This is a genomic window from Streptomyces sp. NPDC096013, assembly GCF_044763565.1.
GTDB lineage: Bacteria > Actinomycetota > Actinomycetes > Streptomycetales > Streptomycetaceae > Streptomyces.
In genome coordinates this window covers 778,987-801,059 of sequence record NZ_JBIWGK010000001.1, presented here as the reverse complement: position 1 = coordinate 801,059, position 22,073 = coordinate 778,987, and the positions used below count along the sequence as shown (strand labels likewise).

The 22,073-nt window shown below is 70.9% G+C and carries 19 protein-coding genes; 10 read left to right on the top strand and 9 right to left on the bottom strand.

The window, feature by feature from the left end; genetic code table 11:
- Nucleotides 1-13: 13 nt before the first annotated feature.
- From ACIRB1_RS03595 to ACIRB1_RS03585, 3 genes are all read right to left on the bottom strand, one after another.
- Nucleotides 14-973 carry a sugar ABC transporter permease gene (locus tag ACIRB1_RS03595; RefSeq protein ID WP_352180975.1) on the bottom strand — a complete coding sequence of 320 codons (960 nt, stop codon included), beginning with the start codon at nucleotides 971-973 and terminating at the stop codon, nucleotides 14-16.
- On the bottom strand, nucleotides 973-2,259 hold the full coding sequence (locus ACIRB1_RS03590; RefSeq protein WP_352180976.1) for an extracellular solute-binding protein: 1,287 nt from the start codon (nucleotides 2,257-2,259) through the stop codon (nucleotides 973-975). The genes ACIRB1_RS03595 and ACIRB1_RS03590 overlap by 1 nt, the downstream gene beginning before the upstream one ends.
- Before the next feature lie 96 nt (nucleotides 2,260-2,355).
- A complete protein-coding gene (locus tag ACIRB1_RS03585) occupies nucleotides 2,356-3,372 on the bottom strand; it encodes a carbohydrate kinase family protein (RefSeq protein ID WP_352180977.1) in 1,017 nt (338 codons plus the stop codon).
- A gap of 149 nt (nucleotides 3,373-3,521) precedes the next feature.
- Between ACIRB1_RS03585 and ACIRB1_RS03580 the strand changes: the two genes are divergently transcribed.
- The 3 genes from ACIRB1_RS03580 (at nucleotide 3,522) to ACIRB1_RS03570 (ending at nucleotide 8,791) form a co-directional block, all read left to right on the top strand.
- Nucleotides 3,522-4,286 carry a DeoR/GlpR family DNA-binding transcription regulator gene (locus ACIRB1_RS03580; RefSeq protein WP_019058991.1) on the top strand — a complete coding sequence of 255 codons (765 nt, stop codon included), beginning with the start codon at nucleotides 3,522-3,524 and terminating at the stop codon, nucleotides 4,284-4,286.
- On the top strand, nucleotides 4,283-5,620 hold the full coding sequence (locus ACIRB1_RS03575) for a 6-phospho-beta-glucosidase (protein WP_403464431.1): 1,338 nt from the start codon (nucleotides 4,283-4,285) through the stop codon (nucleotides 5,618-5,620). The genes ACIRB1_RS03580 and ACIRB1_RS03575 overlap by 4 nt, the downstream gene beginning before the upstream one ends.
- Nucleotides 5,621-5,731: 111 nt before the next feature.
- A complete protein-coding gene (locus ACIRB1_RS03570; RefSeq protein WP_403464430.1) occupies nucleotides 5,732-8,791 on the top strand; it encodes an alpha-mannosidase in 3,060 nt (1,019 codons plus the stop codon).
- 54 nt (nucleotides 8,792-8,845) lie between these two features.
- Here ACIRB1_RS03570 and ACIRB1_RS03565 read toward each other — a convergent pair whose 3' ends face one another.
- Together ACIRB1_RS03565 and ACIRB1_RS03560 are read right to left on the bottom strand one after the other, a co-directional pair.
- Nucleotides 8,846-10,528, bottom strand: a complete 1,683-nt coding sequence (locus ACIRB1_RS03565; RefSeq protein ID WP_352180981.1) for a carbohydrate binding domain-containing protein — start codon at nucleotides 10,526-10,528, stop codon at nucleotides 8,846-8,848.
- A gap of 138 nt (nucleotides 10,529-10,666) precedes the next feature.
- Nucleotides 10,667-11,809: an ATP-grasp domain-containing protein gene (locus tag ACIRB1_RS03560; RefSeq protein ID WP_403464429.1), complete on the bottom strand. Its 1,143-nt coding sequence runs from the start codon at nucleotides 11,807-11,809 to the stop codon at nucleotides 10,667-10,669.
- A 335-nt stretch (nucleotides 11,810-12,144) separates the two neighbouring features.
- Here ACIRB1_RS03560 and ACIRB1_RS03555 point away from each other — a divergent pair, with 335 nt between their 5' ends.
- Nucleotides 12,145-13,053 (top strand): metallophosphoesterase family protein, encoded by a 909-nt coding sequence (locus tag ACIRB1_RS03555; RefSeq protein WP_403464428.1) that lies wholly within the window; start codon nucleotides 12,145-12,147, stop codon nucleotides 13,051-13,053.
- Nucleotides 13,001-13,681, top strand: a complete 681-nt coding sequence (locus ACIRB1_RS03550) for a 4'-phosphopantetheinyl transferase (protein WP_403464427.1) — start codon at nucleotides 13,001-13,003, stop codon at nucleotides 13,679-13,681. The genes ACIRB1_RS03555 and ACIRB1_RS03550 overlap by 53 nt, the downstream gene beginning before the upstream one ends.
- Before the next feature lie 43 nt (nucleotides 13,682-13,724).
- Here the strand turns inward: ACIRB1_RS03550 and ACIRB1_RS03545 are convergent, their stop codons facing one another.
- Nucleotides 13,725-13,949 (bottom strand): hypothetical protein, encoded by a 225-nt coding sequence (locus ACIRB1_RS03545; RefSeq protein WP_328827392.1) that lies wholly within the window; start codon nucleotides 13,947-13,949, stop codon nucleotides 13,725-13,727.
- 219 nt (nucleotides 13,950-14,168) lie between these two features.
- Between ACIRB1_RS03545 and ACIRB1_RS03540 the strand changes: the two genes are divergently transcribed.
- Nucleotides 14,169-15,194, top strand: a complete 1,026-nt coding sequence (locus ACIRB1_RS03540) for an alpha/beta hydrolase (RefSeq protein ID WP_352180985.1) — start codon at nucleotides 14,169-14,171, stop codon at nucleotides 15,192-15,194.
- 73 nt (nucleotides 15,195-15,267) lie between these two features.
- Here ACIRB1_RS03540 and ACIRB1_RS03535 read toward each other — a convergent pair whose 3' ends face one another.
- Together ACIRB1_RS03535 and ACIRB1_RS03530 are read right to left on the bottom strand one after the other, a co-directional pair.
- Entirely contained in the window at nucleotides 15,268-15,810 is a 543-nt protein-coding gene (locus ACIRB1_RS03535; RefSeq protein ID WP_403464896.1) for a toxin-antitoxin system, toxin component, read from the bottom strand.
- Between the two features lie 32 nt (nucleotides 15,811-15,842).
- Nucleotides 15,843-16,499 carry a helix-turn-helix transcriptional regulator gene (locus ACIRB1_RS03530; RefSeq protein ID WP_352180986.1) on the bottom strand — a complete coding sequence of 219 codons (657 nt, stop codon included), beginning with the start codon at nucleotides 16,497-16,499 and terminating at the stop codon, nucleotides 15,843-15,845.
- Nucleotides 16,500-16,724: 225 nt separating this feature from the next.
- On the opposite strand from ACIRB1_RS03530, the gene ACIRB1_RS03525 reads away from it, so the two are divergent.
- On the top strand, nucleotides 16,725-17,384 hold the full coding sequence (locus ACIRB1_RS03525; RefSeq protein WP_352180987.1) for a hypothetical protein: 660 nt from the start codon (nucleotides 16,725-16,727) through the stop codon (nucleotides 17,382-17,384).
- Nucleotides 17,385-17,624: 240 nt separating this feature from the next.
- On the opposite strand, the gene ACIRB1_RS03520 is transcribed toward ACIRB1_RS03525, so the two are convergent.
- Nucleotides 17,625-19,037, bottom strand: a complete 1,413-nt coding sequence (locus tag ACIRB1_RS03520; protein ID WP_403464426.1) for an aminopeptidase P family protein — start codon at nucleotides 19,035-19,037, stop codon at nucleotides 17,625-17,627.
- Between the two features lie 92 nt (nucleotides 19,038-19,129).
- On the opposite strand from ACIRB1_RS03520, the gene ACIRB1_RS03515 reads away from it, so the two are divergent.
- Genes ACIRB1_RS03515 through ACIRB1_RS03505 form a run of 3 tightly spaced genes read left to right on the top strand, consistent with a single transcriptional unit; the run spans nucleotide 19,130 to nucleotide 22,039 of the window.
- Nucleotides 19,130-20,284 carry an NAD(P)/FAD-dependent oxidoreductase gene (locus ACIRB1_RS03515; protein ID WP_403464425.1) on the top strand — a complete coding sequence of 385 codons (1,155 nt, stop codon included), beginning with the start codon at nucleotides 19,130-19,132 and terminating at the stop codon, nucleotides 20,282-20,284.
- Nucleotides 20,281-20,583, top strand: coding sequence for a (2Fe-2S)-binding protein (locus ACIRB1_RS03510; protein ID WP_403464424.1), 303 nt, complete (start codon nucleotides 20,281-20,283; stop codon nucleotides 20,581-20,583). Before ACIRB1_RS03515 ends, ACIRB1_RS03510 begins: the two co-directional genes overlap by 4 nt.
- Nucleotides 20,576-22,039 (top strand): FAD-dependent oxidoreductase, encoded by a 1,464-nt coding sequence (locus ACIRB1_RS03505; RefSeq protein ID WP_403464423.1) that lies wholly within the window; start codon nucleotides 20,576-20,578, stop codon nucleotides 22,037-22,039. The genes ACIRB1_RS03510 and ACIRB1_RS03505 overlap by 8 nt, the downstream gene beginning before the upstream one ends.
- The last annotated feature ends 34 nt before the right edge of the window (nucleotides 22,040-22,073 follow it).

Below are 22,073 nucleotides of genomic sequence, written 5' to 3'. Positions count from 1 at the left end.
GGTGACCGACTCCCTAGTCTTCGCCCCGGCGCTGCACCAGGCGCCAGTTGACGATGGAGAAGAGGATGACGACGAGGAAGATGCCCCAGGCCACGGCGGCGCCGTAACCGAAGTCGTTGTTGTCGAAGGTCTGCTGGAAGAAGTACAGGACCATCGTCTGGCCGGAGTGGCCAGGACCGCCCGCGAACGTCGAGTCGTTCGAGGTGTTCTGCAACAGCACCTGTGGTTCGGAGAAGCTCTGGAGACCGGTGACCGTCGAGATGACGAGCACGAACAGAAGCACCGGGCGCAGCATCGGCAGCGTGATCCGGAAGAACGTCTGGACCGGTCCGGCGCCGTCCATCCGTGCCGCTTCGTAGAGTTCGCCCGGGATGGTCTGGAGACCGGCGAGGAAGATGATCGCGTTGTAGCCGGTCCACTGCCAGGTCATCAGGGTCGCGATGGCGATCTTGATGCCCCAGGGAGTGTTCAGCCAGGCGATCTGGTCGAAGCCCACGGCCTGCAACAGGGCGTTCACCAGGCCGAAGTTGGTGGAGAACACCGACCCGAAGACGATCGCGATCGCCACCACCGAGGTGACGTTCGGCAGGAAGTACGCGAAGCGGTACACGTTCTTGAAGCGGACCGCGGAGTTGAGCATCACGGCCGTGACCATCGCGAGGAAGATCATGGGAAACGTCGCCAGCACCCAGATGATCAGGGTGTTGCCGATCGAGTTCCAGAAGTCGGTGTCGCTCAGCAGGTACTTGTACTGCGACAGGCCCGCCCACTCCATGGAGCCGAGGCCGTCCCAGCGGTGCAGGGAGAGATAGAACGAGAACCCGACGGGGATCAGCCCGAAGCAGAGGAACAGCAGATAGAACGGGGAGATCGCGGCATACAGATGCCAGTACTTGCGGAAGCCGCTCCTCGGCCGCGACGGGGCGGCCGAACTGTCCACGGCGGCAGGGGGCTTGTCCAGTGCGGTGGCCATCAGTAGGTCACCCCCAGGTGGTCCGCGATGCGCCGGCACTTGCTCATGGCGTCACTCCAGGCCTTCTTGGGGTCCTTGCCGAGGACACCGACGTTCTTGATCTCGTCCTTGAGGGGCTGCCCGAGCGCGATGTCGAACGGGCTGTTGTATGCGACCGTGATCTTCTGCGCGGCGGGCCCGAAGATCTCCATCGTGTCCTGCCCGCCGAAGAACGGGTCCGGCACCCGCACCGTCTTCAGGTCGTACGAGGCGGGGGTGGAGGGGAACAGGCCCGCGTCGACGAAACCCTGCGCCTGGTTGGCCGCGTTCAGGATCCAGCTGATGATCGCGAAGGCCTGCTCGGGTTCCCGGCACGCCTTGGTGATCGACAGGAACGAACCGCCGATGTTGGCGGGCCGCACCGGCATCTGGGCAACTCGCCAGCGCCCCTTGGTCTTCGGCACGCCCGTCTTGATGTCGCTGGTCACCCAGGAGGCGTTGATCTGGCTCGGCAGCTTGCCGTCCTGCACGGCGGAGAGCTGGTCCGGGGTGCCGCTGACCAGGTCCGAGACGATCCCGCGCCGCTTGGTCTCCACCGCCAACGCCCAAGCACGGCGCACGTGTTCCTGGTCCCCGATGAAGTGCCGGTCCTTGTCGACGTACCGCTTGGAGCCCTGGTTCACCACGTTCTCGAAGATGCTGTTGACGTCGGTGACCAGATACGTCCCCGGAATCCGCTTCTTGAGCTGCTCGCCCGCCGCGAAGAACTTGTCCCAGGTGTTCAACTCCCGTGACACGTCGGCGGGTTCGTACGGCAGCCCGGCCTTGCGGAACACGGCGTACTGGTAGAAGTGCGCGACCGGACCGCAGTCGATGGGGAAGCCGACCATCGTGCCGTCGTCGGCGATGCCCTGCTGCCACTTCCAGTCCAGGTACTGGCTCCTGTACTTGTCCGCGCCGAGCGTCCTGAGGTCCACGAACTGGTCGGCGTTGGGCAGGTAGGACGCCATGTCCTCGCCCTTGAGGCCGGCGATGTCGGGGATGTGGGCGCGGCCGGCCATCGTGGTGATCAGCTTGGACCGGTAGTAGCCGCCGATCTTGATCGCCTGGAGGTCGACCGTACGGTCGTACCGCGCCTTGGCGTTCTTGAGGACCGTGTCGCCGAGGCCGCCGTCCCAGTACCACAGGACCATGTTCCGGCCGGTGGAACCGGTCGGTACGGCGCAGCCGGACGCCAGGCCGCCGAGCGCAGTGGCGGCCGTACCGGCCAGGCCCGCACGGAGCAGGCCTCTTCGTGAGAGCCGCACAGCTCCCACCGCCTTTCGGATCTGTTCGATCTGTTCGGGTCGTGCATACGAGGGGCTGAAGTGGGGGGACTTGCAGGGGACTTCGTGGGGGTGGGGCTACTCCCGTGCGGGGGGAGTGACGGGCGCGTACATCACGGGCGGGCCGGGGTCCGCCGGGATTCTGTCGACGAGGAAGCCGTATGCACGCCGCAGTTCCGGATCGCGGACTGTATGCAGCCAACGGTCGACGCCGTACCAGCCGGGCGCCGCCAGCGCGCCGCCGTGGTGCTGGACGGAGAGCCCGGCGGCGAGCACCGCGAACCGCAGCCGTTCCTCCAGCGGCCAGCCGCCGAGCGAGGCCGCGACGAAGCTCGCGCCGAACACGTCACCGGCGCCCGTCGCGTCCAGGACGTCCACGGCCAGGGCCGGGACCTCCGCGTACTCGCCGGTCGTCTGGTCGACGGCGACCGCCCCGTCGCCGCCCCGCGTGATCACCGCGACCGGCACCAGCTCGGTGAGCGTGCCGAGCGCCGCGACCGCGCTGTCGGTGCGGGTGTAGGCCATCGCCTCGGCCTCGTTGGGGAGGAAGGCGTGGCACAGGGCGAGCTGGTCGAGCAGGTCGCGGGACCACTGCTGGGTGGGGTCCCAGCCGACGTCGGCGTAGATCTGCGTGCCGTTCGCCGAGGCCTTGGCGAGCCATGCGCGCGGCTCGGCCTCCAGGTGCACCAGTGCCGTGCGTGCCTCGGGCGGGTCGCCCATCAACACGTCCTGGGAGTACGGCGGTTGCCGGCCGTGGGTGACCAAGGCCCGGTCGCCGCCGTGGGCGAGCGCGACGGTGACGGGGGTGTGCCAGCCGGTCGCGGTGCGGGACAGGGAGAGGTCGACGCCCTCCTGGCCGGCGAGGACCTCACGGCAGTAGACGCCGTAGAAGTCGTCGCCGAACACGGTGGCCAGGGAGGTCTTCAGGCCGAAGCGGGACGCGGCGACCGCGAGGTTCGCGATGCCGCCGGGGCCGCAGCCCATGCCGGCCGTCCAGATCTCCTCGCCCGGCGTCGGCGGCTGCCCCAGACCCGTGAGGACGAGGTCGTAGAAGAGCAGCCCGGTCAGCAGCACATCGGGCCGGTCGTCGTCCACGCGCACATCCTCTCGTCGGCACGTCAGCTGGAGTTCGTCAAAACTCTTCATTTCGGTGACGGGAATCGTGCGCTGCTCGACGGGATTGGTCAATACCCGAGCAGAACTGAGCATAGAAATGATTGAAGATGACGAGTAGTGTTCACGGCGTGCTGGCAGAACGACGACATCAACTCATCCTGCGGGCCCTGCGCTCCGGTGGCCCCGCGGCCGTGACCGATCTCTCCGAGCAGCTGGGTGTGAGCCCCGCCACGATCAGGCGTGATCTGCTCAAGCTCGAGGAGGACGGACTCCTCACGCGCGTCCACGGCGGCGCCGTGGCCGACGAGGGCGACCAGCCCTTCGCCGAGGTCGCCGAGGTGCGGGTGGCCGAGAAGGACGCGATAGCGGCGCGCGCCGCGGCGATGGTGGCGGACGGCCAGTCGGTCCTCCTCGACATCGGCACCACCGCCTACCGGCTGGCCCGGCAGCTGCACGGCCGCCGGCTCACCGTGATCACCAGCAACCTCGTGGTCTACGAGGAGCTGGCCGACGACGAGGGCATCGAACTGGTGCTGCTCGGCGGCATGGTGCGGCGCGAGTACCGCTCCCTGGTGGGCTTCCTCACCGAGGACAACCTGCGCCAGCTGCACGCCGACTGGCTCTTCCTCGGCACCAGTGGAGTGCGTCCCGGTGGGCAGGTGATGGACACGACGGTCGTCGAGGTGCCGGTGAAACGGGCCATGATCAAGGCCGCCGACAAGGTCGTGCTGCTCGCGGACGCGCAGAAGTTCCCGGGTACGGGGATGGCGAAGGTGTGCGGTCCCGAGGACCTGGACGCGGTGGTGACGAACGCCCCGGTCGACCCGGTGACCCGTTCCTCCCTGGAGGAAGCGGGCGTCGAGGTCGTCGTGGCAGGAAAGGTGAAAGCGTGAAGCTGACGATTCTGGGCGGCGGCGGGTTCCGGGTGCCGCTCGTCTACGGGGCACTCCTCACGGACCGCGGGGAGGGCCGCGTCACCGAGGTGGTGCTGCACGATCTCGACGACAGTCGACTGTATGCGGTCGCCCGTGTACTGGCCGAACAGGCCGCCACCGTCCCCGACGCCCCGACCGTCACCGCCACCACCGACCTCGACGAGGCCCTGCGCGGCGCCGACTTCGTCTTCTCCGCGATCCGCGTCGGCGGCCTGGAGGGCCGGGCCAACGACGAGCGGGTGGCCCTCGCGCAAGGCGTCCTCGGCCAGGAGACGGTCGGCGCCGGCGGTATCGCCTACGGACTGCGCACGGTCCCGGTCGCCGTCGACATCGCCCGGCGCGTGGCCCGTCTCGCCCCCGACGCCTGGGTCATCAACTTCACCAACCCGGCGGGCCTGGTCACCGAGGCCATGTCCCGCCACCTCGGCGACCGCGTCATCGGCATCTGCGACTCCCCGGTCGGCCTCGGCCGCCGTATCGCCAAGGTGCTCGGCGCGAACCCGCGCGAGGCCTTCATCGACTACGTCGGCCTCAACCACCTCGGCTGGGTCCGCGGCCTGCGCGTCGCCGGCCGCGACGAACTCCCGCGCCTGCTCGCCGACCCCGACCTGCTCGGCTCCTTCGAGGAGGGCAAGCTCTTCGGCACCGACTGGCTCCAGTCGCTCGGCGCCATCCCGAACGAGTACCTGCACTACTACTACTTCAACCGCGAGACCGTCCGCGCCTACACCGAGGTCGAGAAGACCCGCGGCGCGTTCCTCCGCGACCAGCAGGCCCGGTTCTACGACGAGATGAAGCGCCCCGACGCCTCGGCGCTCACCGCCTGGGACCGCACCCGCGCCGAGCGCGAGGCGACCTACATGGCGGAGAACCGCGAGACCGCCGGCGCCGGGGAGCGCGACGAGGACGACCTGTCCGGCGGGTACGAGAAGGTCGCCCTCGCCCTGATGCGGGCCATCGCCCGCGACGAGCGCACCACCCTCATCCTCAACGTCCGCAACCAGGGCGCGCTGTCAGTCCTCGACGCCGACGCGGTCATCGAGGTGCCGTGCCTGGTCGACGCCAACGGCGCCCACCCGGTCGCGGTCGCCCCGCTGCCCGACCACGCCACCGGCCTGGTCTGCGCGGTCAAGGGCGTCGAGCGCGAGATCCTCACGGCGGCCGAGAACGGCTCCCGCGCGACGGCGGTGAAGGCCTTCGCGCTGCACCCGCTGGTCGACTCGGTGAACGTCGCACGCCGGCTGGTGGAGGGCTATACCGAGGTCCACCCGGGCCTGGCGTACCTTAAGTAGGCATCCGTTCAGTAAGCGCTTTCCCCCGAGTCTCCGTCACGGCTCCTCCGCAGCGGGCTCTCGGCAGCTTCCCCCGTACTCAGCAGCTCCCTGGTTCCCTGGAGACCTCCCATGCACGACGAACGCCGCCGGATCGAGGAGCGCGTCGAGCGCGCCCACAACCAGCGCATCAAGCCCGCGATCTACGCGGCCACCGCGCCCTTCACGGTCGAGGCATGGCAGGCCCCCGGTGAGCCGGTCTCCTTCGACGAGGCCGCGGCGGCGCCGTACGCGCCGTTCGCGATGGACACCCCCTGGGGACCGCCCTGGGGCACGACCTGGTTCCGGATGCACGGGCAGGTGCCGGCGGAGTGGGCCGGGAGGCGCGTCGAGGCCGTCATCGACCTCGGCTTCACCGGTGACTGGCCGGGCAACCAGGCCGAGGCCCTGGTCCACCGGACGGACGGCACACCGCTGAAGGCGGTCAACCCGCTCAACCAGTACGTGGCGATCGCCAACCCGGCCGAGGGCGGCGAGGTGATCGACTACCTGGTCGAGGCGGCCTCCAACCCCGACATCCTCGCCAACGACTTCGCGGAGCCGACCCCGCTCGGCGACGTCCTGACGGCGGGCGACCGTCCACTGTATACATTCCGCCGCGCCGACCTCGCCGTCCTCGACGAGGAGGTCTTCCACCTCGACCTCGACATCCAGGTGCTGCGCGAACTGATGCTGGAACTCGGCGAGCACGACCCCCGCCGCCACGAGATCACGCACGCCCTGGACCGCGCCCTGGACCTGCTCGACCTCGACGACGTCGCCGGTTCGGCCGCCGATGTCCGGGCCGCCCTCAAGCCGGTGCTCGCCAAGCCCGCCAACGCCAGCGCGCACATCGTCTCCGGTGTCGGGCACGCGCACATCGACTCGGCGTGGCTGTGGCCGATCCGCGAGACCAAGCGCAAGACCTCCCGCACCTTCTCGAACGTGACGTCCCTCGCGGACGAGTACGAGGACTTCATCTTCGCCTGCTCGCAGGCCCAGCAGTACGAGTGGGTGCGCGACAACTACCCCCAGGTGTGGGCCCGGATCCAGGAGTCCGTCAAGCGCGGCCAGTGGGCGCCGGTCGGCGGCATGTGGGTCGAGTCCGACGGCAACCTGCCCGGCGGCGAGGCCATCGCCCGCCAACTCGTCCACGGCAAGCGGTTCTTCATCGAGCACTTCGGCATCGAGACCAAGGGCGTCTGGCTGCCCGACTCCTTCGGCTACAACGCGGCCTACCCGCAGCTCGCCAAACTCGCCGGCAACGAGTGGTTCCTCACCCAGAAGATCTCCTGGAACCAGACCAACACCTTCCCCCACCACACCTTCTGGTGGGAGGGCATCGACGGCACCCGCATCTTCACGCACTTCCCGCCGGTCGACACCTACAACGCCCGCTTCAGCGGCGAGGAGATGTCCCGCGCGGTCCGCAACTACCGGGAGAAGGGCAGCGCCACCCGCTCCCTGGCCCCCTTCGGCTGGGGCGACGGCGGTGGCGGCCCCACCCGCGAGATCATGGAACGGGCGCGCAGGCTCGCCGACTTGGAGGGTTCGCCGAAGGTCGTCGTGGAGCACCCGGACGAGTTCTTCGCCAAGGCCCGCGCCGAGTACCCGGACGCCCCCGTCTGGGTCGGCGAGCTGTACCTCGAACTCCACCGCGCCACCTACACCTCCCAGGCCCGCACCAAGCAGGGCAACCGGCGCAGCGAACACCGGCTCCGCGAGGCCGAGTTGTGGGCGACCACGGCCGCGCTGCACGCACCGGGCTACGCCTACCCGTACGAGAAGCTCGACCGGCTGTGGAAGACGGTGCTGCTGCACCAGTTCCACGACATCCTGCCGGGCTCCTCGATCGCCTGGGTGCACCGTGAGGCCGAGGCCGAATACGCCCGTGTGGCAACGGAGTTGGAGGAGCTGACGGCGGCGGCCGTGGCCGGGCTGGGCGGCGGCGGGACACGTGTCTTCAACACCAGCCCCTTCGACCGCGCCGAGGTCATCCGCACCGCGACGGGTGTGCCGATGTACGCGACGGTCCCCGCGAACGGCAGCGCGCCGCTGGCCGCCGAGTACGTCCCGCAGTCGGTGACCGTCACCGACCGCGTCCTCGACAACGGCATCGTCCGCGTCGAACTCGCCGACGACGGCACCCTCGCCTCCGTGCGCGACCTGCGCCACGGCGGCCGCGAAGTCCTCGCCGACCAGGGCAACCTGCTGCGCCTGCACACCGACCTGCCGAACTACTGGGACGCCTGGGACGTCGACAAGCACTACAAGAACCGCTTCACCGACCTCCTCGACACCGACTCCATCACCGTCGTCGAGCAGGACCCGCTGCTCGGCGCGATCCGGGTGGAACGGTCCTTCGGCAAGGGCTCGAAGATCGTCCAGACAATCACCGTCCGCGCGGGCAGCCCCCGTATCGACTTCGAGACCGACATCGACTGGCACGAGGCCGAGAAGTTCCTCAAGGCCGGCTTCCCGGTGGACATCCGGGCCGCGCACTCCTCCGCCGAGATCCAGTTCGGGCACATCCAGCGGCCCACGCACACCAACACCAGCTGGGAGGCGGCCCGTTTCGAGGTCTCCGGCCACCGCTGGGTACACCTCGCCGAGCCCGGCTACGGCGTCGCCGTCATCAACGACTCGACGTACGGCCACGACGTCTCCCGCACGGTCCGCGAGGACGGCGGTACGACGACCACGGTCCGCCTGAGCCTGGTGCGCGCCCCGCGCATCCCCGACCCGGGCGCCGACCAGGGCAGGCACCGCTTCACCTACGCGCTGCTGCCCGGCGCGAGCATCGAGGACGCGGTCGCCGAGGGCTACGCCCTCAACCTCCCGCTGCGGGTGGTCGATTCGGGCGGCGCCCCGGAGCCGGTCGTGTCCGTCGACGGCGGCGGCATCACCGTCGAGGCGGTCAAGCTCGCCGACGACGAGTCCGGCGACGTCGTCGTCCGCCTCTACGAGTCGAACGGCGGCCGGGCCGAGGGCGTCCTGCGCACGGGCTTCCCGCTCGCGGGCGCCCGGATCACCGACCTGCTGGAGCGACCGCTGGCGGACGAGGTCTCCGTCGAAGGGGACTCGGTGGCGGTGTCCCTGCGGCCGTTCCAGATCCTGACGCTCCGTCTGGAGCGGGAGTCAGCAGGCGAGTAGACACACCGAGGCGGCCGGCCCACACGGGGGACCGGCCGCCAGGGGTGGGGGTCGTCAGCCGGTGAAACCGGCCGTGATCGAGGTGAACTGCCAGGTGTTCTGGCTGATGCCGGAGCAGTTGCTCACCACTCCGCCACCGGCGCACCCGCGGTCCCGGTTGACCGCCCAGAACGCGAGCCGTGCGATGTGGTGCGCGTTCGACCAGTCGCGGATCTGCGTCCAGATGGCCGGGGTCGTCGTCTCCGACTGGTCCGACAGACCGTTCATCCCCGAGATGCCGATGTGCGAGTAGGCCGTCGCGTCGTCCCACCCGAAGGTGGACTTCAGCTTGGTCTTCAGGCCCTCGGCCGCGGCGACCGTGTTGCCGTACATGTCGGAGCCGCCGCCGAAGTCGAACGGCATGATGGTGAAGACGTCGATGCCGGCGTTGAGGGACTGCGCCTGCTCGATGAGCCGGTTGCCGTAGTACGTCGGGCCGGTTGTCGAGGTGCCGAAGGTGACGATCGTGCGCAGGCCCGGGTTGTTGGCCTTGACGGTCTTCAGCGCGGTCAGGATCTTCGCCTGCACGGCCTCGTTCTCGAACTCGTCCGTGTTCTCGATGTCCATGTCGATGGCCTTGAGCCCGTAGGCGCTGATCACCTTCTGGAGCGCCCCGGCGAGCGCGCTCGCGGAGGAGCAGTTGGCGCCGAGCTTGCTGCCCTGCCAGCCGCCGAAGGACGGCACGATGTCACCACCGGCCGCGCGGATCTGGTTGATGGCGGTCTGGTCGACGCCACCGGTCAGCGGCCGGCTGCCGTCCCAACTCGGGTTGCAGCCACCGGAGTCGAGCACGAACGCCATCGTGAACCACTTGATGCCGGTCGCGCTCATCACCGTGCTCGGGGCCGGCGGATCGCCCCAGCCCTCGTAGAGATACGGCGCGGCCTGGGTGAACCCGGTGCCGCCACCGGTACCGGCACTCGTCGTGACGCTCACCGCGTTGGAGGCCGGCGAGGTGTTCCCGGCCGCGTCCCGCGCCTTCACGGTGAACGTGTAGGCGGTGCCGGCCGAGAGCCCGCTGACCGTCCCGCTCGTACCGGAGACGCTGAGGACCTGGTTCGCGCCGCTGTAGACGTCGTACGACGTGACACCCACGTTGTCCGTCGCGGCGCCCCAGGACAGCGACACGCTGGAGGAGGTCTTGCCGGTCGAGGTCAGGCCGGTCGGCGCGGTCGGGGCCTGGGTGTCGCCGCCGCCACCGCCCGGACCGTCGAGGCTGATGTCGTCCGCGTAGTAGGTGCCCTGCGCGTACCAGCCGTGGACATAGATGGTGGCGCTGGTCTGCGAGGCGCCGGTGGTGAAGGACGTCGTCAGCTGGCTGTACGCCGACGGGGACGAGGTCCACGTCGAGGAACCGCCGTTGACACCGAGGTAGACATAGCTGCCGCGCACCCAGCCGCTGAGCGAGTACGCCGTGTTCGGCTGCACGGCGACCGTCTGGGAGCACTGTGCGGTGTCGCTCGAACTGACCGCACCGGCAAGGGACTTGGAACCGCCGTGCACGGGCGAGGAGACGACCGAGCCGAGGTTTCCCGAGCAGGACCAGGGGGAGAGGCTGCCCGACTCGAAGCCGGGGTTGGTCAGGACGTTGGCCGCCTGCGCCGTACCGGGCAGGGCGATGGCCCCGGCCATGGCCAGGGCGGCGGTACCGAGCAGGGCGAGGAGCCGGTGTCTGGAACGTCTGAGTCTGTTGCGCACGCGATCTCCCTGAAGGAATGGGGGTGTTCGGGAGTACAGGAAGGTGCGCAACCAAGTTGGTATGGACCAATCGCGGTGTCAAGATGCGACGCCATGATTGGTCCAGACCGGTGTGAAATTGTGAGGGGAGAGCGGGGGTCAGGCGCGGGCGGCGGCCCGGCTGCCCGTCTCCGTCACCGTCTCCACCTCGTCCTGCGCCGGTGCGGGCGCCGCCGGGAGCAGCGGCTCCGACTCCTCCGCGCGCTGGTGCGGGAGCGACACCGGACGCAGCTGACGCGGGCCCGAGACGACCGCGTAGTCCGCGCCCAGGAACGGCGGCTCCATCGTGCCCGGGTCCTCGCCGAGCGCCAACTGCACTGCCGCCCAGGGGGCGTTGACCCCGCACAGCGACAGCTGGTGCAGGCCGCCCGCGGGCCGGGTGTTGACGTCCATCAGCACGGGCTGGTCGCCGAACATACGGAACTGGATGTTGGACAGGTAGTGCAGCCCGAAGCCCTCCGCGATCCGGCGGGCCGGCTCCAGCCACTGCTCGTGCAGGGTGAATCCGCGACGGCGGCCGTTCTTCGTGCGGCCCACCGCGAGCCGGACCAGGTTGTCGGGACCGGTCAGGCAGTCCACCGACACCTCCGGCTCCTCCAGACGCGGCATGACCAGCCAGTCGACCTGCTCGTCGGCCTGCTCCAGCGCCTCGACGACCATGTCGAGCGGGACGTAGGGGCTCGGGAAGCCGTTGAGGTGCATGAGCGAGAAGGGGGCGCGCGTGATCACACGGAAGCCCACCCCGCCCGCACCGGACGCCGGCTTGAAGCACGCCTTGTGCCCGGCGGCCTCCAACTCCTCGACGGCGGCCACGAGTTCAGGGGCGGTGCGGACCCGCCACCACGGCGGCACGGGCACGCCGATCGCCTGCACGGCCTCGTACGCGATCACCTTGTCGTGGAAGACGGCGACGGCCTCGGGGGTCGGCGCCAGCAGCGCCGTGCCCACCGCCTCGAAGTCCGCGCGGTGCGCCACGATCTCCGACTGGTGCAGCCGGGGCACGAACACGTCGATACCGCGACGGGCGCACTGGTCGAGCGCGAACTCGACGTACGCGGCCGGGGACAGGCCCTCGGGCTCCAGGTCGGCGGTGTCGGCGGCGGCCAGCACGGGGGAGTCCGCGTCGCCGTGCGTGGCATGGATCTCGACGGCCCGGTCGCTGGGATTTCTCCGCAGCTGATCCATGAAGAACACGTTCTCCGCGTACGTGCGGTTGAGCCAGACGCGTACGCGAGAGACCATGCAGGGCCGTCCTTTCGGGTTCGCGGGCACGGCGAAGCAGGGCCGTGCCCGGCCAGGGTGTTTGGAGGTACACCAAACCGCCCTCGGCGAAGAGGCGTTCGTGGCGGTGGTGTTGGGGCGATCATACGGCTTTCCGAGGGTGCCGCGTGCAACGCCCGTGTTACGGATTTCCCGATGGTGCCCACCCGGCACATGAACTCCCGTCGCGCCGCCGCCCCGACCTCCCCGTTTCCCGCCGGCCGCCGCGCCGACGGCCCTCGTACCACCCGCCGTCTTGTCGTGGAACGGCGGGATGTGATCTCGTGGGCTGCATCGTGCGCGCGGAGGGGGCGAGGGTGGAGTCGACGGCCGGCGGTGCCGGACAGCTGCTGGCCATCAGCGACCTGCACATCGGGTACGCCGAGAACCGCGCCCTGGTCGAGAACATGCGGCCCGTCACGGACGACGACTGGCTCATCGTGGCCGGTGACATCGCCGAGACCGTGGCCGACATCCGCTGGGTCCTCGAACTCCTCGCCGGCCGCTTCCGCAAGGTCCTCTGGGCCCCCGGCAACCACGAACTGTGGACCCACCCCAAGGACCCCGTCACCCTGCGCGGAGTCGCCCGCTACGACCATCTCGTGGCCCTGTGCCGGGAGTTGGGCGTCGTCACCCCCGAGGACCCCTACCCCGTCTGGGAGGGCACCGGCGGCCCGGTCGTCGTGGCACCACTCTTCCTGCTCTACGACTACTCGTTCCTCCCGGCGGGCTGCGCCACCAAGGACGAGGGACTGACGTACGCGCACGGCACCGGCGTCGTCTGCAACGACGAGTTCCTCCTGCACCCCGACCCCTACCCCAGCCGCGAGGCCTGGTGCCGGGCCCGGGTCACCGAGACCGAACGCCGGCTCACCGAGATCCCCGGCACCCTCCCCACGATCCTGGTCAACCACTACCCCCTGGACCGGCACCCCACCGAGGTCCTCTGGTACCCCGAGTTCGCCATGTGGTGCGGCACCACCCTCACCGCCGACTGGCACCGCAGATTCCGTGTGGACACCATGGTCTACGGCCATCTCCACATCCCGCGGACCACCCATCACGAGGGGGTCCGCTTCGAAGAGGTGTCCGTGGGATACCCCCGCGAGTGGCAGAAACGCCCCGGACCCCCGGGCCGACTGCGCCGCATCCTGCCGATGGAGGTCGGAACCGGTGATCGAGGAACTGCTTCCGGACTCCGTGGTGACCGTGGAGACACACGGTGACGAAGGGCTCCGCGACGCCCCGCTGTACCCCGAGGAGGAGGCCCGCGTGGCCCGCGCGGTGCCCAAGCGCCGCCACGAGTTCGCCGCCGTACGCGCCTGCGCCCGGCGCGCCATGGAGAAGCTCGGCGTGCCCCCGCAGCCGATCCTGCCCGGCGCCCACGGCGCACCGACCTGGCCCGCCGGAGTCATCGGCAGCATGACCCACTGCGACGGCTACCGCGCCGCCGCACTGGCCCGCGCCGGCGACCTCGCCTCCCTCGGCATCGACGCCGAACCCCACGCCCCGCTCCCGGACGGCATCCTCACCACCGTCTCCCTGCCCGCCGAACAGGAGCGCCTGGCCCACCTGACGGCGGAGCGGCCGGGCGTGCACTGGGACCGGCTCCTGTTCAGCGCCAAGGAGTCCGTCTACAAGGCGTGGTTCCCCCTCACCGGCAAGTGGCTCGACTTCTCCGAGGCCGACATCGAGGTCCTCACCGACCCGGGCGAGGAGACACGCGGTGGTCTGCGCGCCCGCCTCCTCGTCCCCGGCCCGGTCGTCGACGGCGTACGCCTCGATGTCTTCGAGGGCCGCTGGACCGTCGGGCACGGACTGGTCGCCACGGCGATCACGGTCCCGCACCCGTGAACGGCCCGGACACTCCCGGCACCTGACGCCCCACCGACTCGGCTCATCCCTCCGGGCACCAGCTCTCCAGCAGCCGGAAGAACCCCTCCTCGTTTCCCGCGAGCCCCGCGTCGGTCAGGGCCTGGTCCGCCTCGGCCAGCACCGAGGGCGGGACGAGCACGGGGCGTGCGCCCGGAGGCGCGTCGAAGGCTGCTCGGACCGTGTGCAGCAGCCGGAGATACGCCTGGACGGCGGCGCGTTCGCGGTCGGTCATCACTGCGGTCTGCATAGGACGGCTCTCCCCTGGTCGGCGTCAGGTGCCTCCGCAGAGCGGTGGCACGACTCCAGCTTGCCGGGTGCCACTGACAATCCGGTTTCGGCGGGCGCCGGTTCGCCCGCTTAGCGGAGGTGAAACGTCCCCGAAATCCCCGGTGGGACAGCGGCCCTACGCTGGAGGCAAGGGCTTTCGGCCGCCCAGCGGGGGGCCAGGTGAACGGGAGGCGAGTGCGTGGAGGACGTCCCGGTACGGCGCACGGCGCGCGCCGGACGACTGCGCTCGGTGGGCACCGCGGAACTCGCCTTGCAGTACCGCGTCGTGCACGGGTACCGCCGCGCCTTCCGCATGGCCGGAGAGGGCCCGGTCCTGGTTCTCATCCACGGCATCGGCGACTCCTCCGCGACCTGGACCGACCTGATCCCCGAGCTCGCCCGCACCCACACGGTCATCGCCCCCGACCTCCTCGGCCACGGCGCCTCCGACAAACCGCGCGCCGACTACTCGGTCGCCGCCTACGCCAACGGCGTCCGTGATCTGCTCACCACCCTGGGCATCGAGTCCGCGACCCTGCTCGGACACTCGCTGGGCGGGGGAGTGGCCATGCAGTTCGCCTACCAGTTCCCCGAGCGCACCGAACGTCTCGTCCTCGTCAGCGCGGGCGGCGTGGGTCGCGAGGTCAATCCGGTGCTACGGCTTGTCACGCTCCCGGGTGCCCATCTCGCCCTGTCCGCGCTGCGGTTGCCCGGCATGCGGCTCCAGGTCGGCCTCACCGTCGGGCTGATGAGGCTCCTCGACACCGACCTCGGCCGGGACGCCCCCGAACTCCTCACCCTCGTCGACGCGTTGCCCGACGAGACCGCCCGCAACGCCTTCATCCGCACCCTGCGCGCGGTCGTCGACTGGCGGGGCCAGGTGGTGACCATGCTCGACCGCTGCTATCTCACCGAGGGCATGCCGACCATGCTGCTGTGGGGCGACCGGGACAGCGTGGTGCCGGTCCGGCACGCGTACGGCGCCCACGAGGCCATGCCCGGCAGCCGGCTGGAGATCTTCGAGGGCGCGGGCCACTTCCCGTTCCACACCGACCCGGCCCGATTCCTCAGCCTGGTGACGGAGTTCACCGCCACCACGACCCCGGCGCACTGGAGCCGCGAGCGCTGGCGCGACCTCCTGTGCGAGGGACGCCCGGGCGTCACGGCCGAGGGCGGGGCCAGGGAACGGGACCTGCGGGAGGCAAGCGAACGCAGCGCCACCTGATGACGGGCCGGTGCGTTGACGGGCCGGTGCGTTGACGGGGCGTCGGTCGCCCGCGCCGGTGACGGGCCGTCGACTACTGCCCGCGCGGCCCCGGATACCCCAGCGACGCCTCGATCCGGCCCGCCAGATGGTCGTGCCGGGCGGGCTCCCGCAGGGACGAACCGGCAAGCCACGTACGGCACTTGCTGGCGAGCAGCAGACCGAAGCTCTCGGCCTCCCGCTCCTCGGCCAGCTCGAACCGGCTGCGGGCGGCCACCGTGAGGACGGTCGCGCGCAGCGCCGCCTCGTCGACGGTCGCGCCGAGCAGCCGCGAGGCCACCGCGACGCCCTCGACATGCGGGCCGCAGTGACCGGCCTTCATGTGCCACAGCTCATGACCCAGGATCACCAACTGGTGGTCGGGCGCGGTGCGTTCCTCGATCACGACGAGATCCTGGTCCGCCATGTCGAGCCACAGCCCGCTCGCCGTACAGGCCGGGAAGGCGGCCGTACGGAACTGGACCGGGCGGCCCCGGCGGCGGCTCATCGCGTCGCACAGCGCGGTGTACAGGTCGTGCGGGCGTGCGGGTGCGCCGAGGCTCAGCTCCGCGACCAGTTCGCCGCACAGGCGGCGCATCTGCCTGCCGATGCCCACAGTTCTCCCCCGGGTCACGACTCGGGCCGCTTCACGCTCTCCAGAAGCATGTCCAGCCACTCGGCGACCTTGTCGCGGTGCTGGTCGGTGGGCAACTGCGCGGCCCGCCAGGCGATTCCGCGCACTCCGTGGTCCTGGAGCAGCCGCTCCAGCGGGTCCTCCGCGGCCTCGGCCGCCGCGCGTTCGCGGTCGGCGAGCTTCTGGAGCAGCTCCTGCTCGGTGCGTTGCAGGGCACCCGCGAGGGCTTCGGGGTCCTCGGCCGTGAGGAAGCCGGCGTGCACACGGAAGAAGCGCTGGAGCGCATCGCAGTGCTCCATGGTGGGACGCCGGTCGCCGTTGATGAGCGCGCCCGCCTGCTGCCGGGACATGCCGGCGCCGTCGGCGATCTCCTGCTGGGTGTACCTGCGCCCGTTGGGCTTGAGTCTGGTGCGGCGCAGCAGCCCGAGGCGCTGCAAGAACCGTGCCTGCACGTCGGGTTCGCCCGCGGGACGGCCGCTCAGCAGGGCTCTGACCACGGGCTCCGGGACACCGCAGGCGACGGAGATGCGGCCGATGTGGAAGACCTCGGCCAGGGGGACGTCGAGCCGTTCGGCGAGCGCGGTGACGCGGTCGACGACGCCGGGCAGCAGAGCGGTCGCCGTCGTGCCCGGTACCTCGAAGCCATCCGACACCGACAGATCTCCTATACGTATTCCACAGGCTTCTCACAAACGGGGGCCGTGAACATCCCAGAGAGTAGCGGTTGGTTCGAACTCGCATCCAGGTCTCGCCACAACTGTGGCCAATTTCAGCCGTCAACCAGCATGAAATGCCACGATAGTTGACACGACTCGCGTCGGGGCACCAGGATCAAGGCGCCGCGAGAAGGCCGCATAGGCAAGAGGGGTGACCTCCCGATGGCGTATCAGGCAGGTGGGCAGCGGTCCGCGCCGCGACCCGCCCCCGAGAGTCCCGAGGCCCAGGCGTATCTCCTGGACTACGCCACGCTGGTGGAGGCCGTCCCCTTTCCGTCCGTCGTCGTGGACCACCGCTGGGACGTGGTGTTGACCAACGGCGCCTTCAAGTCACTTTTCCGGGCGGTCGGCCCGCATCCGACGGCGATGCCGGGCGACAACTTCCTTCGCTTCGTGCTCTTCCACCCCGACGCGAGCAGCGTTCTCGGTGCGCACGAGTCGAGTTGGTGCCTGCCGATGCTGGCCCACTTCGCCGCCGCCGTGGAGAGCCACGGACACGACCACGGCCTCCAGGCGATCCGCCGCGACATCGCCCAGGACCCCATCATGGAAGCCGCCTACCGCCAGGGTCTGCCGCACTGGATCCGCGCGGTCGGCGAGGAGGCCGTGGAGCACGACGGCGCGGTCCGCCCGCTGCTGCACCCCGACCCCCGCTGGGGCGCCACCGACTGCCGCGTCGTCTGCGAGACCCCCAAGACCCTTGAGAACATGGGTTATACGCGCCTCACGCTGATCCTGCGCGAGGCCCGCCGCACACCTCCGGCGGTCCGCAGGGCGGGTCGCGGTGCCGGGCACCTGAGGGTGGTCCCGGCGTCCGAGTGAGCGTCGGCTCCGAGGGCGGTCCGTGCGGCGTGAGCGCAGACTCCGTCCCGGCCGCCGCTGAGTACCGGCTCGGCGTGCTCGTCCAACTCGGCGTCCGTGCAGGTGAGTTCCACCTACGTGGCCCAGCGAATGTCCGCCGACACGGCCACCGTGAGTCGCGTCTGACGTCTCGTCACCCCGGGGCCGTGTGTTTGCCTGACGACCGGTCACCCCGGGTGCTCGGGTGACCGGTCGACGCACTCAGCCCGCGAACTCCCGCATCCACGCCTCGACTTCGTCGGCCGAGCGCGGCAGCCCCGCCGACAGGTTCTCGTAACCGTCGTCGGTCACCAGCAGATCGTCCTCGATCCGCACACCGATGCCCCGCCACTCCTCCGGCACCGTCAGGTCGTCGGGCTGGAAGTACAGGCCCGGCTCGACGGTGAGCACCATGCCGGGTTCGAGGACCCCGTCCACGTACTCCTCACTCCGCGCCTGCGCGCAGTCGTGGACGTCGAGCCCGAGCATGTGGCCGGTGCCCGCCATCGTGAACCGCCGTTGCAGCGCCAGCTCGTAGGCCCGCTCGGCCGGTCCCTCGATGAAGCCCCACTCCACCAGCCTTGCCACTAGGGACCGTTGGGCCGCCTCGTGGAAGTCCCGGTACAGCGCACCCGGCTTCACCGCCGCCATGCCGGCCTCCTGGGCCTCGAACACCGCGTCGTAGACCAGGCGTTGGACCGGGGTGAAGGTGCCGTTGATCGGGAGGGTGCGGGTGACGTCCGCGGTGTAGAGGCTGTGCGTCTCGACCCCCGCGTCCAGCAGGAGGAGTTCACCGGGGCGCACCGGGCCGTCGTTGTCGGTCCAGTGCATGATCGTGGCGTGCTCACCGGCGGCGCAGATCGAGCCGTAGCCGACGTGGTTGCCCTCGACGCGGGCCCGGCGGAAGAACGTGCCCTCGATCCAGCGCTCCGAGGTGGCGACCGCCTGCGACAACTCCCGTACGACATCGGTGAATCCGCGCACCGTGGAGTCGACGGCGCGACGCATCTCGCCGATCTCCCACGCGTCCTTGATCAGTCGCAGCCCGGAGACCGCCGTCTCGAACTCGTCGTCGCGCTCCTCGTCGGTGTCGAGCGCCGCGTCCAGGTCCGGGGCGACGCCGCGCACGATGCGGGTGGGGGTCCCGGAGGCCTTCGCGAGGTCGTCGGCGATCGTGCGGATGTCACGGCAGGGCAGGCCGAGCACGAGCGTCGACTCGGCCAGGGTGCGGCGGCGGCCCATCCACAGCTCGGCGGTGTAGCCCGTCCAGAACTCGTTGCTGTCCCGGCTGTCACGGGGGAGCTGGTAGCAGTGCGCGTCGTGCCCGCCGTCGGGGCGGGGCTCCAGGACGAGGGCGCCGTCGCGGGCCTGGTCGCCGGTCAGATGCACATAGCCGGAGTACGGGCGGAAGGGGTGGTGGTCGTCGTTCGAGCGGATCGCGAGACCTCCGGAGGGCACGACCAGCCGCTCGCCAGGGAAGAGCGCGGACAGCGCGGCACGGCGGCGGGCGGCGTGCGGAGCCTGCTCGATCGGCTCCAGGTCCGTGCGCTCGGTGTCGGCCCAGCCGGTCCGCATCAGGGCGGACAGCTCGTCGGAGATTCCTCGGTACAGACCGTTCTTTCGGCCCTTGGCCACGACGGGCACCTCTTCCGTGTGCGGTGGTTCCGGGTGGGTGACATGCGTATCGGACCATACCCAGCCAGAGAGACATGTGACATAGTACTGCCGTGAGCAAGCGACTGACCTGCGATGTCGTGGTCGTCGGAGCCGGAATGGTGGGCGCGGCCTGCGCCCTCTACACGGCCCGGGCGGGCCTCGACGTGATCGTCGTGGACCGCGGCCCGGTCGCCGGCGGCACGACCGGCGCCGGCGAGGGCAACCTCCTCGTCTCCGACAAGGAACCCGGCCCCGAACTGGACCTCGCCCTCCTCTCCGGCCGGCTGTGGACCCAACTGGCCGAGGAGATCGGAGAGTTCGTCGAGTACGAGGCGAAGGGCGGCCTCGTCGTCGCCTCCACGCCCGACGGGCTCACCGCGCTGGAGCGCTTCGCCGAGGAGCAGCGTGCCGCCGGGGTCGCCGCCGCACCGGTCCGGGGCGACGCCCTGTACGAGCTCGAACCCCACCTCGCCCCGGGCCTCCCGGGCGGTGTGCACTACCCGCAGGACGCCCAGGTGATGCCCGCCCTGGCCGCCGCCCACCTCGTCCGCGTCGCGGGCGCCCGCCTGCTCACCGGCCGCACGGTGACGGACGTACTCCTCAAGCCGGACGGCACCGTCGACGGCGTCCGCACGGACCGGGGCGACATCCTCGCCCCCACGGTCGTCAACGCGGCCGGCACCTGGGGCGGTGAACTCGCCGCCCTCGCCGGAGTCACCCTCCCCGTCCTCCCGCGCCGCGGCTTCGTCCTTGTCACCGAACCGCTCCCGCGTCTGGTCCGCCACAAGGTGTACGCCGCCGACTACGTGGCAGACGTGGCCAGCGACTCGGCCGCCCTCCAGACCTCACCGGTCGTGGAGGGCACCGCCGCCGGACCGGTCCTGATCGGCGCGAGCCGTGAACGGGTGGGCTTCGACCGGGAGTTCTCGCTGCCGGTCGTCCGGGCGCTGGCGGCGGGCGCGACCAGGCTGTTCCCGTTCCTGTCCGACGTCCACGCGATGCGCTCCTACCTCGGCTTCCGCCCGTACATGCCGGACCACCTCCCCGCCATCGGCCCCGACCCCCGCGTCCCCGGCCTCGTCCACGCCTGCGGACACGAGGGCGCCGGCATCGGACTCGCCACCGGCACAGGGCACTTGATCGCGCAGGTGCTCGGCGGCAGCACCCCGGACCTCGACCCGGAACCCTTCCGGCCCGACCGCTTCCCCGAGGAGGCGCCCGCGTGAACTCCCCACTGCGCCTGGCCGACGCCCACCCGGGCCCGGCCTTCACGGTCACCCTCGACGGCCGCGACATCGAGGCCCTCCCCGGCCAGACCGTCGCCGCCGCACTCTGGACGGCGGGCGTCACGTCCTGGCGCACCACCCGCGGCGAGGGCCGCCCACGCGGCGTCTTCTGCGGGATCGGCGTCTGCTACGACTGCCTCGTCACCGTCAACGACCGCCCGAACCAACGGGCTTGCCTGGTGCCCCTGCACCCGGGAGACGCCATCCGTACGCAGGAGGGGACGGGCCACGATGACTGACGGCCGACCGCATCTCGCCGTCATCGGCGCGGGCCCGGCGGGACTCGCCGCCACGGTGGCCGCCGCGGCCCACGGGCTCCGCGTCACCCTGATCGACTCGGCGCCCCAAGCGGGCGGCCAGTTCTACCGCCAGGCCGCCGGTGAACTCAACGCCCGACGCCCCCAGGCCCTGCACCACCAGTGGCGGACGTGGGCACGACTGAGCGACTCCCTCGCGCACCACGTGGGGGCAGGCCGGGTCACGCATATGACGGACCATCATGTCTGGCTCGTGGAGCGGAGGTTGAAGCCGCAGTCCGGAGCCACCGGGCGCACCAACTTCACCGTCCACGCCCTCCTCGGTCCCGCTCAGGAGTCCCCGGTCGAGGTGCGCGCGGACGCCGTCCTCCTGGCCACCGGCGGCTACGAGAAGGTCCTCCCGTTCCCCGGCTGGACCGTTCCCGGAGTCCTCACCGCGGGCGGCGCCCAGGCCATGCTCAAGGGCAGCCTCGCCGTCTCCGGACGCACCGCCGTGGTCGCCGGCACGGGCCCGCTCCTCCTCCCCGTGGCGACCGGCCTCGCGGCCGCGGGTGTCGAGGTGGCCGCACTCGTCGAGTCCGCCGGCCCGAGGGCGTTGGTGCGACGGACCCGCGCGCTCGCCGCCCAGCCCGGCAAGATCGCCGAGGGCGCCCAGTACGCGGCCCAACTCCTGCGCCACCGCGTCACGTTGCTCACCCGGCACACGGTCGTCCAGGCGCACGGCGACGCACGGCTGGAAGCGGTGACCGTCGCCGCCCTCGACACCGACGGGCGCGCAAGGCCCGGCACTGAACGCCGGATCGCCTGCGACACCCTCGCCGTCGGCCACGGCATGCTCCCGCACACCGACCTCGCCGAGACCCTCGGCTGCCGGCTCGACGGGACCGGCGTCCACGTCGACGACGAGCAGCGCACCGACGTCCCCGGCGTCTGGGCGGCCGGTGAGACCACCGGCATCGGCGGCGCCGCCCTCTCCCTCGCCGAGGGCCACATCGCCGGCCGCTCCGCCGCCGCACGCCTCAACGGCACCGAGCCCGACCCGAGTTCATGGAGACCCGCCGCCACGTCCCGTACGAGACTGCGGGAGTTCTTCGCCGCACTCGACACCGTGTACGCACCGCCCGCCCGTTGGACCGATCTCGTCACCGACGACACCGTCGTCTGCCGCTGCGAGGAGGTCACCGGGGGAGCGATCCGCGAGGCCGTGGACGGGCTCGGTGCCGGTGACGTCCGTACCGTGAAGCTCCTCACGCGGGCCGGGATGGGCTGGTGCCAGGGGCGGATGTGCGGGCCCGCCGTCGCGGGGCTGGCCGGGTGCGCGTCCACTCCGTCCCGGCGGCCATTCGCACGTCCCGTGCCCCTCGGGGTGCTGGCCCGCGCCGGAGATGCCCGGGACCCCGGAGCGGCCCGAGACTCCGAAAAGGCCGGGGACGACTGACCGGCGATCGCCGACCGCACCCGGTACCTGACCG

Coding starts and splice junctions, on each gene's coding strand:
- ACIRB1_RS03560 (WP_403464429.1), bottom strand. CDS start 11,809: ATGGTCTCTCGCGTACGCGTCTGGCTCAACCGCACGTACGCGGAGAAC.
- ACIRB1_RS03545 (WP_328827392.1), bottom strand. CDS start 13,949: ATGCAGACCGCAGTGATGACCGACCGCGAACGCGCCGCCGTCCAGGCG.
- ACIRB1_RS03595 (WP_352180975.1), bottom strand. CDS start 973: ATGGCCACCGCACTGGACAAGCCCCCTGCCGCCGTGGACAGTTCGGCC.
- ACIRB1_RS03570 (WP_403464430.1), top strand. CDS start 5,732: ATGCACGACGAACGCCGCCGGATCGAGGAGCGCGTCGAGCGCGCCCAC.
- ACIRB1_RS03525 (WP_352180987.1), top strand. CDS start 16,725: ATGGCGTATCAGGCAGGTGGGCAGCGGTCCGCGCCGCGACCCGCCCCC.
- ACIRB1_RS03505 (WP_403464423.1), top strand. CDS start 20,576: ATGACTGACGGCCGACCGCATCTCGCCGTCATCGGCGCGGGCCCGGCG.
- ACIRB1_RS03535 (WP_403464896.1), bottom strand. CDS start 15,810: ATGCGCCGCCTGTGCGGCGAACTGGTCGCGGAGCTGAGCCTCGGCGCA.